This is a genomic window from Mycoplasma sp. ATU-Cv-508, from assembly GCF_004011945.1.
In the GTDB taxonomy this organism is placed as follows: Bacteria; Bacillota_I; Bacilli_A; order Mycoplasmatales; family Metamycoplasmataceae; genus RYZV01.
This window is the reverse complement of sequence record NZ_RYZU01000001.1, coordinates 671330-683827: the sequence shown is the minus strand read 5'-3', so window position 1 is coordinate 683827 and position 12498 is coordinate 671330. Positions and strand designations below refer to the sequence as shown.

The 12498-nt window shown below is 42.8% G+C and carries 24 protein-coding genes, 1 other RNA gene and 1 pseudogene; 9 read left to right on the top strand and 17 right to left on the bottom strand.

Going from position 1 to position 12498, the window contains the following annotated elements:
• Positions 1-632: 632 nt before the first annotated feature.
• From CSH31_RS05135 to CSH31_RS04135, 17 genes are all read right to left on the bottom strand, one after another.
• Entirely contained in the window at positions 633-773 is a 141-nt protein-coding gene (locus CSH31_RS05135) for a PTS glucose transporter subunit IIA (protein ID WP_128008939.1), read from the bottom strand.
• 37 nt (positions 774-810) lie between these two features.
• Positions 811-1056, bottom strand: a complete 246-nt coding sequence (locus tag CSH31_RS04200; protein WP_161565740.1) for a PTS transporter subunit EIIB — start codon at positions 1054-1056, stop codon at positions 811-813.
• A 182-nt stretch (positions 1057-1238) separates the two neighbouring features.
• Entirely contained in the window at positions 1239-1637 is a 399-nt protein-coding gene (locus tag CSH31_RS04195) for a PTS transporter subunit EIIC (protein WP_128008937.1), read from the bottom strand.
• A gap of 89 nt (positions 1638-1726) precedes the next feature.
• The gene (locus tag CSH31_RS04785) at positions 1727-1885 is read right to left on the bottom strand and encodes a hypothetical protein (protein WP_236630726.1); all 159 of its coding nucleotides are present in this window, start codon (positions 1883-1885) and stop codon (positions 1727-1729) included.
• Between the two features lie 93 nt (positions 1886-1978).
• Entirely contained in the window at positions 1979-2242 is a 264-nt protein-coding gene (locus CSH31_RS04780; RefSeq protein ID WP_236630725.1) for a PTS transporter subunit EIIC, read from the bottom strand.
• A gap of 29 nt (positions 2243-2271) precedes the next feature.
• Positions 2272-2688 (bottom strand): hypothetical protein, encoded by a 417-nt coding sequence (locus tag CSH31_RS04775; protein WP_236630724.1) that lies wholly within the window; start codon positions 2686-2688, stop codon positions 2272-2274.
• Positions 2689-2818: 130 nt separating this feature from the next.
• A complete protein-coding gene (locus CSH31_RS04185; RefSeq protein WP_148669022.1) occupies positions 2819-3049 on the bottom strand; it encodes a hypothetical protein in 231 nt (76 codons plus the stop codon).
• Between the two features lie 279 nt (positions 3050-3328).
• Positions 3329-3784: a hypothetical protein gene (locus CSH31_RS04180; protein WP_128008935.1), complete on the bottom strand. Its 456-nt coding sequence runs from the start codon at positions 3782-3784 to the stop codon at positions 3329-3331.
• Between the two features lie 14 nt (positions 3785-3798).
• A complete protein-coding gene (locus CSH31_RS04175; protein WP_128008934.1) occupies positions 3799-4098 on the bottom strand; it encodes a hypothetical protein in 300 nt (99 codons plus the stop codon).
• A complete protein-coding gene (locus tag CSH31_RS04440; protein WP_161565739.1) occupies positions 4091-4234 on the bottom strand; it encodes a hypothetical protein in 144 nt (47 codons plus the stop codon). The genes CSH31_RS04175 and CSH31_RS04440 overlap by 8 nt, the downstream gene beginning before the upstream one ends.
• Before the next feature lie 60 nt (positions 4235-4294).
• Positions 4295-4594, bottom strand: coding sequence for a hypothetical protein (locus CSH31_RS04170; protein ID WP_128008933.1), 300 nt, complete (start codon positions 4592-4594; stop codon positions 4295-4297).
• A 305-nt stretch (positions 4595-4899) separates the two neighbouring features.
• Entirely contained in the window at positions 4900-5448 is a 549-nt protein-coding gene (locus CSH31_RS04165) for a hypothetical protein (RefSeq protein ID WP_148669021.1), read from the bottom strand.
• A 244-nt stretch (positions 5449-5692) separates the two neighbouring features.
• The gene (locus tag CSH31_RS04155) at positions 5693-5974 is read right to left on the bottom strand and encodes a hypothetical protein (RefSeq protein ID WP_128008930.1); all 282 of its coding nucleotides are present in this window, start codon (positions 5972-5974) and stop codon (positions 5693-5695) included.
• 690 nt (positions 5975-6664) lie between these two features.
• Positions 6665-6874: a hypothetical protein gene (locus tag CSH31_RS04150; RefSeq protein WP_128008929.1), complete on the bottom strand. Its 210-nt coding sequence runs from the start codon at positions 6872-6874 to the stop codon at positions 6665-6667.
• Positions 6875-7058: 184 nt separating this feature from the next.
• The gene (locus tag CSH31_RS04145; protein WP_128008928.1) at positions 7059-7271 is read right to left on the bottom strand and encodes a hypothetical protein; all 213 of its coding nucleotides are present in this window, start codon (positions 7269-7271) and stop codon (positions 7059-7061) included.
• Complete coding sequence (locus tag CSH31_RS04140) at positions 7247-7912, bottom strand: ATP-binding cassette domain-containing protein (protein ID WP_161565738.1); 666 nt, start codon at positions 7910-7912, stop codon at positions 7247-7249. Before CSH31_RS04140 ends, CSH31_RS04145 begins: the two co-directional genes overlap by 25 nt.
• A 319-nt stretch (positions 7913-8231) precedes the next feature.
• Entirely contained in the window at positions 8232-8582 is a 351-nt protein-coding gene (locus tag CSH31_RS04135) for an ABC transporter transmembrane domain-containing protein (RefSeq protein ID WP_128008926.1), read from the bottom strand.
• A 397-nt stretch (positions 8583-8979) separates the two neighbouring features.
• Here CSH31_RS04135 and CSH31_RS04485 point away from each other — a divergent pair, with 397 nt between their 5' ends.
• The 9 genes and pseudogenes from CSH31_RS04485 (at position 8980) to CSH31_RS04100 (ending at position 12498) form a co-directional block, all read left to right on the top strand.
• Positions 8980-9147, top strand: a complete 168-nt coding sequence (locus CSH31_RS04485; protein WP_201736480.1) for an SsrA-binding protein — start codon at positions 8980-8982, stop codon at positions 9145-9147.
• Entirely contained in the window at positions 9102-9407 is a 306-nt protein-coding gene (locus CSH31_RS04130) for an SsrA-binding protein (protein ID WP_201736486.1), read from the top strand. The genes CSH31_RS04485 and CSH31_RS04130 overlap by 46 nt, the downstream gene beginning before the upstream one ends.
• Before the next feature lie 2 nt (positions 9408-9409).
• Positions 9410-9805: a transfer-messenger RNA gene (gene ssrA / locus CSH31_RS04125) on the top strand.
• 323 nt (positions 9806-10128) lie between these two features.
• Positions 10129-10389 (top strand): hypothetical protein, encoded by a 261-nt coding sequence (locus CSH31_RS04120; protein WP_128008925.1) that lies wholly within the window; start codon positions 10129-10131, stop codon positions 10387-10389.
• Between the two features lie 21 nt (positions 10390-10410).
• A complete protein-coding gene (rpmG, locus tag CSH31_RS04115; RefSeq protein WP_127943087.1) occupies positions 10411-10563 on the top strand; it encodes a 50S ribosomal protein L33 in 153 nt (50 codons plus the stop codon).
• Positions 10564-10618: 55 nt separating this feature from the next.
• A complete protein-coding gene (locus CSH31_RS04110; protein WP_345775192.1) occupies positions 10619-11332 on the top strand; it encodes a Xaa-Pro peptidase family protein in 714 nt (237 codons plus the stop codon).
• Positions 11265-11630 (top strand): M24 family metallopeptidase, encoded by a 366-nt coding sequence (locus tag CSH31_RS05130; RefSeq protein ID WP_345775205.1) that lies wholly within the window; start codon positions 11265-11267, stop codon positions 11628-11630. The genes CSH31_RS04110 and CSH31_RS05130 overlap by 68 nt, the downstream gene beginning before the upstream one ends.
• A 2-nt stretch (positions 11631-11632) precedes the next feature.
• Positions 11633-12196, top strand: a pseudogene (efp, locus tag CSH31_RS04105) (elongation factor P).
• Positions 12197-12198: 2 nt separating this feature from the next.
• Entirely contained in the window at positions 12199-12498 is a 300-nt protein-coding gene (locus CSH31_RS04100; protein WP_127943085.1) for an MMB_0454 family protein, read from the top strand.

Here is a 12498-nt window from a genome sequence, read left to right as displayed (position 1 = left end):
CCTCAATTTGGGCTGGATTAGGTTTAAGACACGATACCGCACTCAAACTGGCGACTAAAAGGCAAGGGCCCAAGCGCTAATCAGCCAAGCGTTTTTTTTTCAATTTTTTTTTTAGTCAATTTTGAGATCCTTTCCGACGACCAATTTCGTTAGAAAACAACCAGACTTTACTGGTTGGTTTCAAATCCGAGTCTTTACCTATATATACAACTTAATAAAGCGGTCATAGCATTATACCGCAATTTTAGGATAATTTTACAAAAAAACAACAAGTTTGGCGTCTTGGTTGTGTGCAAATTAAACAACTACTTAACTTTAAAAATTGTCGTGTCGCGGTTAAACAATTGGTCGCTAGCAATAATCATTTTGGCCTGACCCTTAGAGTCGGTGTTAGCACGACCACAGTCGCGATGGAAGGAGCTTTTTTCTAACCAAAGTTAAGTTGACCTCGGCGATTGGATCGCCAACACTAATGTGTTGGTCCTGCTTAACCAAAGATTTAAATCCTTCTCCGCGTAAGTTGACCGTGTCAATCCCAATGTGCACTAAAACTGGACACACCCGCCTGATTTTGAATGCCGTAGGCGTGACCTGTTGGAAAAACCGTGACCAGTTTGCCGCTAATCGGCGCGTTAGAAATATTGTTTACTGCTTACTTTGGGCATGATCGCCAAACCATCACCCATGATTTTTTCGGAAAAAACGCCGTCTTTGAGTGATTTAAGCGTCATAGATTTTCCGCTTACAACCGCTTTAACAGTCAACTTTTTCAATTCTTAAGCGTCTCGGCCGAAGATACTTTTGTTTTTTCTAAAGTTGGGGTGGAAACTGACATTTTATTACCTCTTGCCGCCATAATTTGGCGTTAATTTGTTCGCTCGCCGGGCCAAAAATAATTTGGTAGTGCGGTTTGACCCACTTTTGAACCCCGAAGGCGCCGGCCTGTTTGAATTTGCTCGTTTTAACTTTGGACGGATCGTAAACATCATAACGAAGTCGAGAGGCGCAATTCGTGTAAGTTTTGATGTTGTCTCAACCCCCAAAACCTTCAACCACCAAATTAACTTGTTTATCGTCGGAAAATCCGCCCGAAGATTGACTGATTTACCTCGCTCAGACTGGTAATCTTTTTTGGTGTAAAGGGCTGTGTTAGTACCGCGACCTGGAGTTTTGTAAATCAAAACGTTTAATCGCAAAGTAGAAGACAAAGAAGTAGATCGGAATGTAAGCGGCTCCGATTAAAATGGCGTACCAAAAGTAAGTTCCCTTTGCCACTGGGATAGCCCCATAAATAATAAATCTAACACCCCCCCGAGAAGGTCATTCCGATGTGAGCGCCGAACAAATTCATTAACCAAAAACGAAATTGCCGCCATCAAAGCGTGAAATCCCCAGTAGAGTCAAGGGGCCAAAAATAGAAAAGTGAACTCAATCGGCTCGGTCACGCCCGTCAAAAAGGCGGTCAAGCAAGCTGGGAAAACGGTTCCGAGCGCGACTTTGCGGTTTTCCTTGGAGCCGCTAAAACCATCGCGGCTCCGGCCGCCGGCAGGCCAAGAATCATGAAACCCAAATTTACCTTGCATAAAGCGGCCAAGACGAATACCTAACTCTTGACTGACAAAATCAAAAACTGGCAACTCCGCACTTTGACCGTTAGATGTTCAACTGACGACGTTGCTGTGGAAAGAGTTGATCGTAATTCAAAAGCAAAGAGTCGCCGACCGACTTACTCTCTGATTCTTTTAAGCAGTTGCAACAACTGTTCCCAGTTGCCCTGACCGGCCACCGGTTTAACTCTGTCGATTCAATTTTGCATTTCAACTAATCCGTTACCGCCCGCGTCAGATCACCACAGCGGCGCGTAGAAAAACGTGGTGTAGACCAAAAGGAATCAGCGAACGTTCCACGAAACCAAAAATAAAGGAGTCAAAACCGTAAGGTATTTTTGCCCGAAGCGCGACCAAAAACCGATAGCGCTTTACCAACCACGGTAAAAAAGCAAAAAGATGAAAGCAAGCGAATCATTGGCAACGATTACGAGCAAAGAAACAAAACGTTTACCGCCAAAAAATGAAATTACTTGGGCAGTTGAATAGTGTTGAAAACGGTTGTACAAAAAAGCTACGATCGCTCCCACGATAATGCCACCAAAAACCGAGGTGTTTAACGAACGAATCCCTAAGTTGGACCCAACTAGGTTTTTTAAGGAAGCCGCGTCGCGTCCGCCCGCTTCAAACAGCACTCGGTAACCGACTAAATTCCCCTCACTGTCTAAAACCTGGTCAATAAAAATTGATTGAAGACTGAGAGAAAATCAAAAAACCAACGATCGCCGCGAAAAACCCCGACACCAGCTTCGTCGGTAAAAGCGACCCGATCGCAGCTGCAAATAAAATCGGCATCGCCGCAAAAATCGGATCGCCGAGCATTTTGAATAAACTGACCCAGCTTAACTCCGGCGTTAGTTGCGTCGGCAACTCCGCCTTTAGCTTGGGTCGCAATCGTAGCACCGACACCAAGAAAAAGTCCCGCAATCGCCATCACGGAAATGGGCAACATAAAAGATCCCGAAATTTTCGAGAGAAACTTTCGAAAATTACCTTTTTTACCTTGACCATTAACAGCAACTTGAGGAACAGTTTTTTTTCGGTGAAATAATTTGGAAATTAAACCTGGAATTTTGTTCACCTGCCGTTTCTAAAAACTTTCTCCTAGTTAGTTAACAAACTAGGAGCAACCAGATTATAGCACTCGAAAATGTCCAAGACCTGATTAGAAGACATTAACTTGTTTTAAACATGCCTATCAGACCGATTGACTAGTTATTTAAGTCTTGATTGGGGCTAACTTTTGACTCCAAAGTACCAAAATTATCAATTAGAAAAGATAGTTTTGATTTTTGACTTGCTAACTCAACTTGTCCATTCAAAAGACTAATTTTAGCGGATTTTTTGTAGCCCGAAATGATAAATGTATCGTTAAAAGTGCGATCATAAGTGCATTTAACACCATCGACTTCCAAACCGAGTCACATGTCAAATGTTCCCAAACCATCGTTAGCCCACTTAACTCTAAACTCGCCTTAACTTTAGCGATTTGATTTTTTAACGCTGTGCTCTCAGGGAGGTAATTGTGGGGATCATAATAGTTTAGAAATCCCTCTCTTCAATCAAAATGACCAAACCCGAGTGCTTCTAAACTAACAACTTGTTTTCGACTTCCGATCTGGCTCGGCAATGTTTGGACTCGGGTAGTTTTTTTCATGTTTTCCGTGATCCAAGTTCACAAATCCATCAAATAACCGTAAGAATGTTTGAACTTGTTAATTTTAAAAGACTCCCGACCGACTGGATCACCCCCTACCACTAAATCGCCGTACAGCCACTTGCATCCACACTTGAATCTGACCTCCGTTGGTTAAAACTTCTCCCGGCGGGTTGTCTGAAACCTGGGCTATTACTAACCTAAGTTCAATGTGTCAAATGTGTTTTTTAATTAGGGGCAAATTAGGAAATTGACGACGCGAATCAACTAGGCGAATAAACTGGTTACGCCAATCCCAGTGACCAATGCCAAGTTTTTCCAAAGTGACAACTTGACCAAGTTGGCCAATTTGACTTGGCAATTTGTTGGCAAAAGTGGTGCTAGGCTTATTTTCAAAAATCCAACTTCATAAATGGGGTAAGTTGGGAGCGACTTTATTTTTTAACTCCGTAGTTAAATAACCGGAAATTAAAATCGTTTTGCGTTTAACGTACTCTTGGTAAACGTAAGAAGTGCTCAAAATAATGCTAATTTCTAACTGACCTTTTTCGTCGCTAGTTGATCACCAATTTTGATTCAGAGGTTAACAAATCTAGGTAAGGGAGGGAAGCGACCAATTCCCAGTTGGTCAAAGAAATTTTTTTGACCAACGTTAGCAGCGAGCTGCGACGGTAGGCGGCCTTTTAATTTACTCACTTGATGGGTTGGCAGTGAAGCGATCGTTTTGTCGATCCACTCTACGTTTTCTTGGTAGCCTAGGTGAGCGTCGTAAGTTTTAAATCCTCTGATTAAGAAGGACTGAAAACCGAGAAAATCTTCGCTGACGCTAAACATTGTCTAACCCAAGCGTCATTCAGACTTCAATCGTGCCTTTCATATCAAACACTTCTCGAACGCGTAAGTCGCATTTAACCTCATAAATGCGAGCTTGGAAAGCAAAAAGATTGCTAAAGTGATCGTTAAAATCCATATAGTTATTAACAAACTCCTTTTGCCAAAGTCAATGGTCTATCCCAAGGTCCTTGAAAGTTTACCACTTCACCGTCGCGAGCAATGTCAGTTGGATAAGCATTTTTAAGACTCGTGTCTGGCACGTGGTTTCAAATTCACCACCAAAGCCCTTGCAAGTTTTTCTTAACACTTGTTCCTCGCTTTGGAAAGTGGATCTAGTCTGATCAGATCGCTCGTAAATGTTCTCGGGATTAACGCGACTGGCACGGGCGCTGGACTGATCAGCAAAAAAGTTGCCCTGCGATCCATCTTTGCTAAGTTGTGCTTGGCCCTGGTGGTAATTATTCAGTGACGAGACGCTGCCAAGCGCCAAGGCCATTAGGACTGGGCGGACAATTTTTTGACTTAAAAGTATTTTGCTAATTTTTCATTGTTTCTCTTTTCCGGCCGGGAAAGCCTGTAGTTTGTTGGTTCTAATGTTAAGTTAGTTTTTAATTTCCTCTAGAGCAGGCAAATAATTACTCAACTCGCGATCGCCTCTAGGGCAGTCACTCGGCCAAACTAGTGGTCAGCCAATTTTAACTGCGCTGAATTAACTTGACCTATAACCGGAAATCGTGAAGACATCGTAAAAATTCCGGTTGTAAGTGCAGCGCACGCCGTCAACTGTCAGTCACATCCACATTAAAAGTTTGCCGGTAGAGTTTTGCTCTCTTTGATTCAAAGTCTAAGTTGGATTCGGGCGAGCTCGGCTTCTAACTCTTTACGCTCGTCTTCTGGCAAAGCTTTATCCGGATCTCAGTGTTTTAAAAACCCGTTTTTTCAATCAAAACCGTGAATGCCAAGATCGTCTCAAGTGGTCTCAGACCCATTTTGACCAATCTGACTCGGTAGTTTGCTAGTAAGTGAAGTCTTGGGAAAACTGTTAGTGACCCAAGTTCACATGTCCATCAAGTACGCGTACTTGCTCTTAAACCTTTCGACCTTGAAAGAGTCGTTGCCTAACTTATCGGCGTTAGCTGTTGCGCCAAAAATTCTAAGTTGCATTCAAAGCTTGACGTACCCGCCGTCAATCAAACGCACTCCCTTGGCTTGAGGGTTGTCGTTAACTTCCGCGATTCTTAGTTCAATGTCAATTTTCCAAGCATTTTTTTTGCAAAAACTTCAAGTCAGGAAATTGCTTTTTCGGGGCGCTATAACGAATAAACTCGCGGCGTCAATCCCAGTGACCAATCCCTAAATCTTCCAGACCAACAACTTGGTAAGCGACGCCAATCTGACTGGGTAGTTTGTTGCTAAAAGTCGTGCGAGGCTTATTTTGAGCAAACCAGCCCCACAAATGAGGCAAACTGCGGTTGGATAAAGTTTTCAAATCCAAAAAAACCGACAATTAAAAAACTAGCGCTACGGCGGTATTCACTAAAAAGATAAGATGTTCGCAAACTGACTAAAAGTTCTAATTGGACCTTTTTCGTCGCTAGTTTGTTCGCCGATTCGCAAACTCAACCTTGATGTCTTGCGGTAAAGAGGGAAACTTACCAATCTCTAGTTGATCGTAAAAATCGGGTGCTTTAACTTTGGTCGCCATCTGAGAAGGAAGTATGTCGTCGCGGGCGGTCATTTTTGGGTTATTAATGGCGGCGATTGTTTTGTCAATTAGTGCTTTGCGATGCTCATAATCTTTGCCTAAATCGCGAGTTTTAAACCCGCTAATTGATAAGTAATCTCGACGTGGGAGTCGCTGCTCACGCTGGCCCAACTAAGTCTTAACGTTAACCAAGTCTGCACAATGCCGCGGGAGTCCATTCGATCTTTAATTCGAAAAGCGCATCCCAATTTTATGAATTTGTTTTTTTATGTTGTCAAGGTGAATAAAATCAGCGTCGGGATCGGCGGTGTTTAAAAATTCTTGCCGTCAGTTTCAATGATCTAAACCAAAGTCTTCGAGCTTGCCATATTCCCCTTTAAGTGAATTTGTGACGGGTAAACATCTTTTAAACTTGTCTGGGTAAGTTATCGTGAATTCATTCCCAAAGCCCTTCCAAATCTTTTTCAAGTAGCATATCCTGATCGCTGATATTGGGAAATTTTTTCGCTTTTTGAACTTAGTTCGGGTGAGCTTTGGGATCGCTCAGAAAATTGACTAGTTTGCTGAGTTAACAGATTGGTTGAACTGGCGCTTTGACTAACTGCCAAAGGCAGGGTGGCAAAAAGCCCAAAAGCAACGCAGATAAGTCGAGCAATTTTTCTTTTCCAAGTCGGTTTTGTTTGTTTCATTTTGGTCTCTTTTCTAATTTCGCTGCTAAAGATTTAGTTTAGGTTTCACTTAAATTTTATCTTAACTTGAAACGCTTAGTCGAGCCAATTAGTTGCGCTGAAATGGACTCAAAAAACCGCCAGCTTTACAAAGTAAGTCCGACTTTTGGGACGAAAAAACTAACGCGGTTAGTTAAAGATTAATTAATAAACCGATGCCAATCATGACTAAAACGATCGCAAAAAAAATCGGACTGAAAAGTTTAACGCGCTCCCAAGCGGGCAAGTACATCCCGCTTTGGTCGTAATTTGCGCCCGGCTTTTGGTAAATGCGACGGTATTCATCAAGTTGGCGCTTTTTGTACCACTGGGCTTTTTCTGCCCCGGCACGAAAAGAAGGCAAGCTAAGCCAAGGGCAATCATGAGCGTTCCGAGCACAATCAAAACAACTGGCTCAACCTCGCCAAAAATTTTTCAACTCGCTGCTTTTAAAAACATTACCGTGATTTTAACAAGGACTAGCTAAGTTTTCATTAAACCAGCCTGGTAAAGTTTTTGAAAATAACCCGGTTTTTTTGACTAACTGGTTAAAAGTGCCAACTTGCACAAGCCCCTTGTCCTGGGCCAAGACTAAAATTTGGTCCACGTTTTGAATCGTAGAAAAGTCGGTGGGCGATGATGATGCTAGTTCGGCCGGCCGCAAGTTGGTTTAGTTCAGCTTGGATTTGACGCTCAACGATATTGTCTAAGGCGCTGGTAGCTTCATCGAGAATAATTAAGTCGGGGTTTTTGAGCAGCATCGAGCGATTAAAATTCGTTGTTTTTGACCGCCGGAAAGAATGAAACCTTTTTCACCCACGACGGTTTGGTACTGGGCCGGCAATGAAGCGATAAAAGTCGCCAAATTAGCTTTCTCAGCAGCAACTTCAATTTGACTTTGGGTAGCTTCAAAACTGCCGTAGGTAATATTTTGGGCAATCGTGCCGTTAAAAATTTCCGGCTCTTGTTCAATGTAGCCAACCCGACTTAAGTAACTACGCAAGTCAACTTTTCTTAGGTCGTGGCCGTTAATTAAAATCCGGCCTTGTTGAGGTCGTAAAACCGGAGTAAAAGTTTGGAAAATGGTTGTTTTGCCCGCGCCGGTTGTTCCAACCAAGGCGTAACTTTTGTTACGTTTAAAACGGAAAGAAAAGTCTTGCAAAATGTACTTTTCACTTTTGTAAGCAAAGGAAACATTTTCAAAAACGATGTCTTTGGCAATTTGCTTTATTTTGTGAGCATGAGCTGGCACCACGATTTGACTTTTTTGATCTAAAAGCGATTCCAGACGCTGAATTGAAATTGTTGTGGAGGCTAATCGTCCGAGCACCCCAATCGTTTGAAAAATCGGAAAAATTAGCGTGTTGGTTGACAAAACAAAAGGCACAAATTTGGTTCGCAATTTCAGTCGGCCTTATTAGTCCAAACGTAATGAAAATCACGCCGGCTACCACTGCGATAACATTAATGCTACTAATCGCAGTCATGAAAATTCCAAACGTTAAACTTTCGCGCTGATCGACCGAACGACCCACCCGGTTGTACTCCCGGTGCAAAGAGTCAAAGTACTTAGTTTCGTGGTGCTCTGAAGCATTGGCTTTAATTAACCTAACCACGCTGAGACGATCGAGCGCCTTGGCGTTAACGTCGGTGTAAGTTTTTGCGCAGTTTGCGGTACCAACGCCGTAAAATTCCAAACGTTAAGCCCGCCACTAACAAAATTAAAAAGACCTGACAAAAATGACCAGCGTTAGTCTTCACTCAATTAGAACCATCACAACCGAAGAACCAATGAAAGTCGCGATCGAACTGAGAAATAAAACCGGAATTTCCTTGGAGTTTTCCGCCACGATGCTTGTGTCGTTAATGATTTTGGTGACGATCTCGCCCGAAGAGTGTTTTTCGTAGTAGGCAATGTCTAAACTCAGTAAGTGGCCAAGCACTTGGTTGCGGTAATCAATTTCAACACGTCGCGCCAAAAAGTTAGCCGTTAGGCGGCGGAGATACATCGCAAAACCAAGCGCGATAATCAAACTAAAAACGACCGCGCTAAAATTCCGACGGTCTTTCAAGTAAAACTTTGACTTTCAAGCAGCATGTTAACCGCTTTGGGAATGAAAACGGTAATCGCTGAGCCAAGCAAAGTAAAAATTACCATCATGGTGAAAAGTTGCAATAAATTCGGTAATAACCGCCCAGGCTTTTTCAAAAGGTAAACCGTGCGAGTCGGGTGTTTCTTTGGTCGCATAAATGTTTTCTTAATTATACAAACAGCATCCCAAGTCGGTCGGTTTATTTTGAACTGCTCAAAAGTTAAATCTGGGCTAACTGCAAAATTCCCAGCCAAATTATCCAGCTGGAATTTGGAAAAATTTAACCGAGGAAAGCGCGGATTTGAGGCACTTTTTACCCTAAATAGGGTATAATGTGTTTGCCTAAGAAACATTTTTCTAGGCTAGAGAGTTATCCGTGGCGAAAGTAATCGCAAAAAATCCTTTGGCAAGGTGAAATTTTGATCTACTTGAAACTTACCAAGCCGGTCTAGTTTTAGAGGGTTGGGAAGTTAAGTCCATTCGTCAAAAAAAGTTGACTTACGAGGTGCTTACTGTCTCTTTCGAAAGCAAGAACTTTACGTAGTCAACATGCACGTTGATCGTTACATGAACGCCGAAGGAAACGAAACGCGATCGCAAACTGCTGCTAAAAAACAGGAGTTGCGCAAACTAGCGCTAAGTCAAAAAATGCGCGGCCTAACAATCGTGCCGGTAACTCTGACGCTTTCACCCCGCGGGTTAGTTAAACTGACGATCGCGCTCGGACGGGGAAAGAGCAAATTTGACAAACGAGAAAAAATTAAAGAGCGCGATCAACTCCGCCAAAACCGTTCTTATTTTTAAACGGGGATGTAGTGGTTTTGACATGGTCAACAAATGTGGTTAAGGCAGTGGTCTGCAAACCTTAAGGCTCTAGGTTTTTATAAACGGAAACGAAAAATCTACTGAGCAACTTGCCCAAGAAGTATTTCTTGCTAAAGCGGCTCAAACAAATAACTCTCTAGCTTTTGCTTAGTTAATTGCTAGCGAACCGGCGAATGTTTCTCGTCCTCGCCTGGCTCGTAAACTAACGGGAATATACTAGCGCGACCCAACTTAACGCTAGCGAAAAAACGTTGGATCTGTTAGTCAACTTTGGTTACGATTTACGACTGGCAGATTAACTCTAATCGTAACTAAACTGTAGAGTTAACCATCTGAGTTGTTCGTGGACCCGGGTTCGATTCCCGGCATCTCCACCATACGTTGAATTTCAACACCACAAATTTGCTAAACTTTAAACTATGAAGGAGAAAGTTCTTTTCCCGCAAAAGTAAAATTTACGCCCACGTTTCAATTCGTGACTTTCATTTCTTACTTTTGTGATGGGAATGACTTTTTTGCTGATCTTGACGCTCCCGGGCGAATTGCTAGTCGGCGGAACGACTGACATTAGCGTGAGCGAAATGAGATACGGCTGAATTGAACTGCTAAAAGAAATATTTACTTTCCGGGTTTCTAACCCAGGCGGACTGACAGTTTCAATCTTGGTCTATCTCTCCTTTGGACTCGTTTTATCTTCCGGGTGATCGGCTTACAAATCGTTCGAACTAGCGAACGAGGACTTTTTGACCAACTCTTTTTGCTGTTTGTTTTCGTTCCGCTTTTGTCAAATGTATTATGTTTACTGGCTCAGTTTTCCAGCGAAACATTGGAGATTTCTTACACAGTTACCAAAGAAGAGCGGCAAAAAGAGTTTGATCAGTATTACGACGCGGTGAGTCGTCAAAAAGAACGCGAAATTAAAGACCTAAGAAAACGTCTTTACAACTTGAAAAAACATTAAGTTTAGGAAAGGAATTTAATTATGGCAAGAGAAGGCATTATTCTCAAGTGCACCGAGACTGGGCAAGAAACTTACATCACTACCAAAAACAAAAAACTCCACCCCGAGCGTTTTGAAGTTCGTAAGTACAACCCCAAAGTTCGTCGTTACACTTTATACCGTGAGAAAAAGTAGGCGCACTTGGTCAACCACGCTTTAACCATTGAAAAAACTTTGGCGCGCAAAAAAATTGGACGTCATAATTTCGCTCAGTTACCAGACCCGGTTATGACTAAGTCAAATTAGCACTTCGGCCGGACTGAGTTTCATTGAGAAAAACAAACACACGCTTTTTGTGGACGGTCGCTATTTCCAAGACGCCCAAACTAACGCCCAAAACACCGACGTTAAGCTTTGAACTAACGAGGAAATTTTTCGCTTTTGCCAAGCGGCTCGTTACGAGCGGATCGGAATCGAGCAGGAATACGCTACTTTTAGCGAAATCGAAAAAATTAAGGCTTGGTTTCCCAGCGCTAAACTTATCCCAATTTCAGCCCAAAAAATGCGAATCATTAAAACTACCCGCGAAATTAAACTAATTCGCAAAGCAGCTTTAATTGCTCTCCAGGCGCTGGAAAAACTGCGACCGCACATTAAGGCTGGTGTGAGCGAGAAAGAACTTGATGCTAAGTTAGAATTTTTACTCCGACAAGGAGGAGCTGACAAAAGTTCTTTTGATGCAATCATCGCCTCCGGGCCCCGTTCAGCCTTGCCCCACGGCCGCGCTAGTCAAAGAGTTTTGGCCGAGGGCGAATTCGTGACGATTGACTTTGGAGCGCTTTACCAAGGTTATGCTTGCGACATTACGCGTAATTTCCACGTAGGAAAAGTGACTAATCCCGAGCTACTTACGAATTGAAAAAGTAGTTCGCGAAGCGCAAAGCCAAGGTATCCAAGCGGTTAAACCAGGCGTTAGCACGGCCACAATTGATAAGATTTGCCGCGATTACATTGCCGAACAAGGTTATGGCAAGTACTTTGTCCACTCGACTGGTCACGGGCTTGGGATTGATGTCCATGAACTGCCTTACCTGACTAATAACGCCTCCCAAGCGACCGAACTAAGACCGGGCATGGTCATTACAGTTGAACCGGGAATTTACATTCCTAACTTAGGCGGAGTCAGAATCGAGGACGACGTTTTGGTTACTCCGAGCGGTCACCAAGTTTCTGTCGCGCAGTTAGTTTATAATTTTTCTTAGTTATGATAAACGTCAACTCTTTCAAACCTGGTCTCACTTTTCAAGATGGAGACCAAATTTACGTGGTTTTAGAATCCCAACACTCTAAGCAAGGACGAGGTCAAGCCAACGTCAAAGCGAAAGTTAAAAATCTCCGGACCGGTGCCGTGGTCATGAAAACTTTATGGCGGCGGCGAAAAAATCACGCCAGCTCACATTAGCAAAAAAGTGGTTAACTTTCTCTACCGCGAAGGTGAATTTGTGATCGTGATGACGCAAGACACTTTTGAACAAATTTCTCTGCCAGTCACGCAAATTAGTTGGGAACTAAATTTCATTAAACCTGAGATGGCGATGGAACTGAGAATGTTTGGCAGCGAAGTACTTGGTTTGGAATTACCCGCTCACGTCGAACTAGAGGTTAATTGAGGCGCCCGAGGCTGTCAAAGGCAACACCCAAAGTAACCCGCAAAAAAAAGTCGTTTTAGAAACTAACTACGAACTAGAAACGCCGATGTTTATTTAAAACGGGTGACAAGGTAATTGTTTCAACGCTGACAGGTAAATACGTTGGGAAAGGTAAGTAGTCATGAGTCAGTTTTTCCCAGTTGACTACTCGGTCGGCCAGCAGTACTTCATCGAAACAACTGCTTTTTACCAAGCAGTTCGTCACGTTTTTGAATACTACAAAAAAGCTAAGTTGCTTGACGTTCAAGTCAAAATTTCCGAACCGAGCAAAAGTTTGTGACTGGATTTAAAAATTGAAGTTGCTCGTCAAAGCCAGCTTTGCCCAATTATCAAAACGCTTGAGGAAGAGTTAGATGACTTATGTTACAGTCTAGTCGATGGTAAGGCGACCAACATTAAAATTGACGTCGTCGAAAGGTAA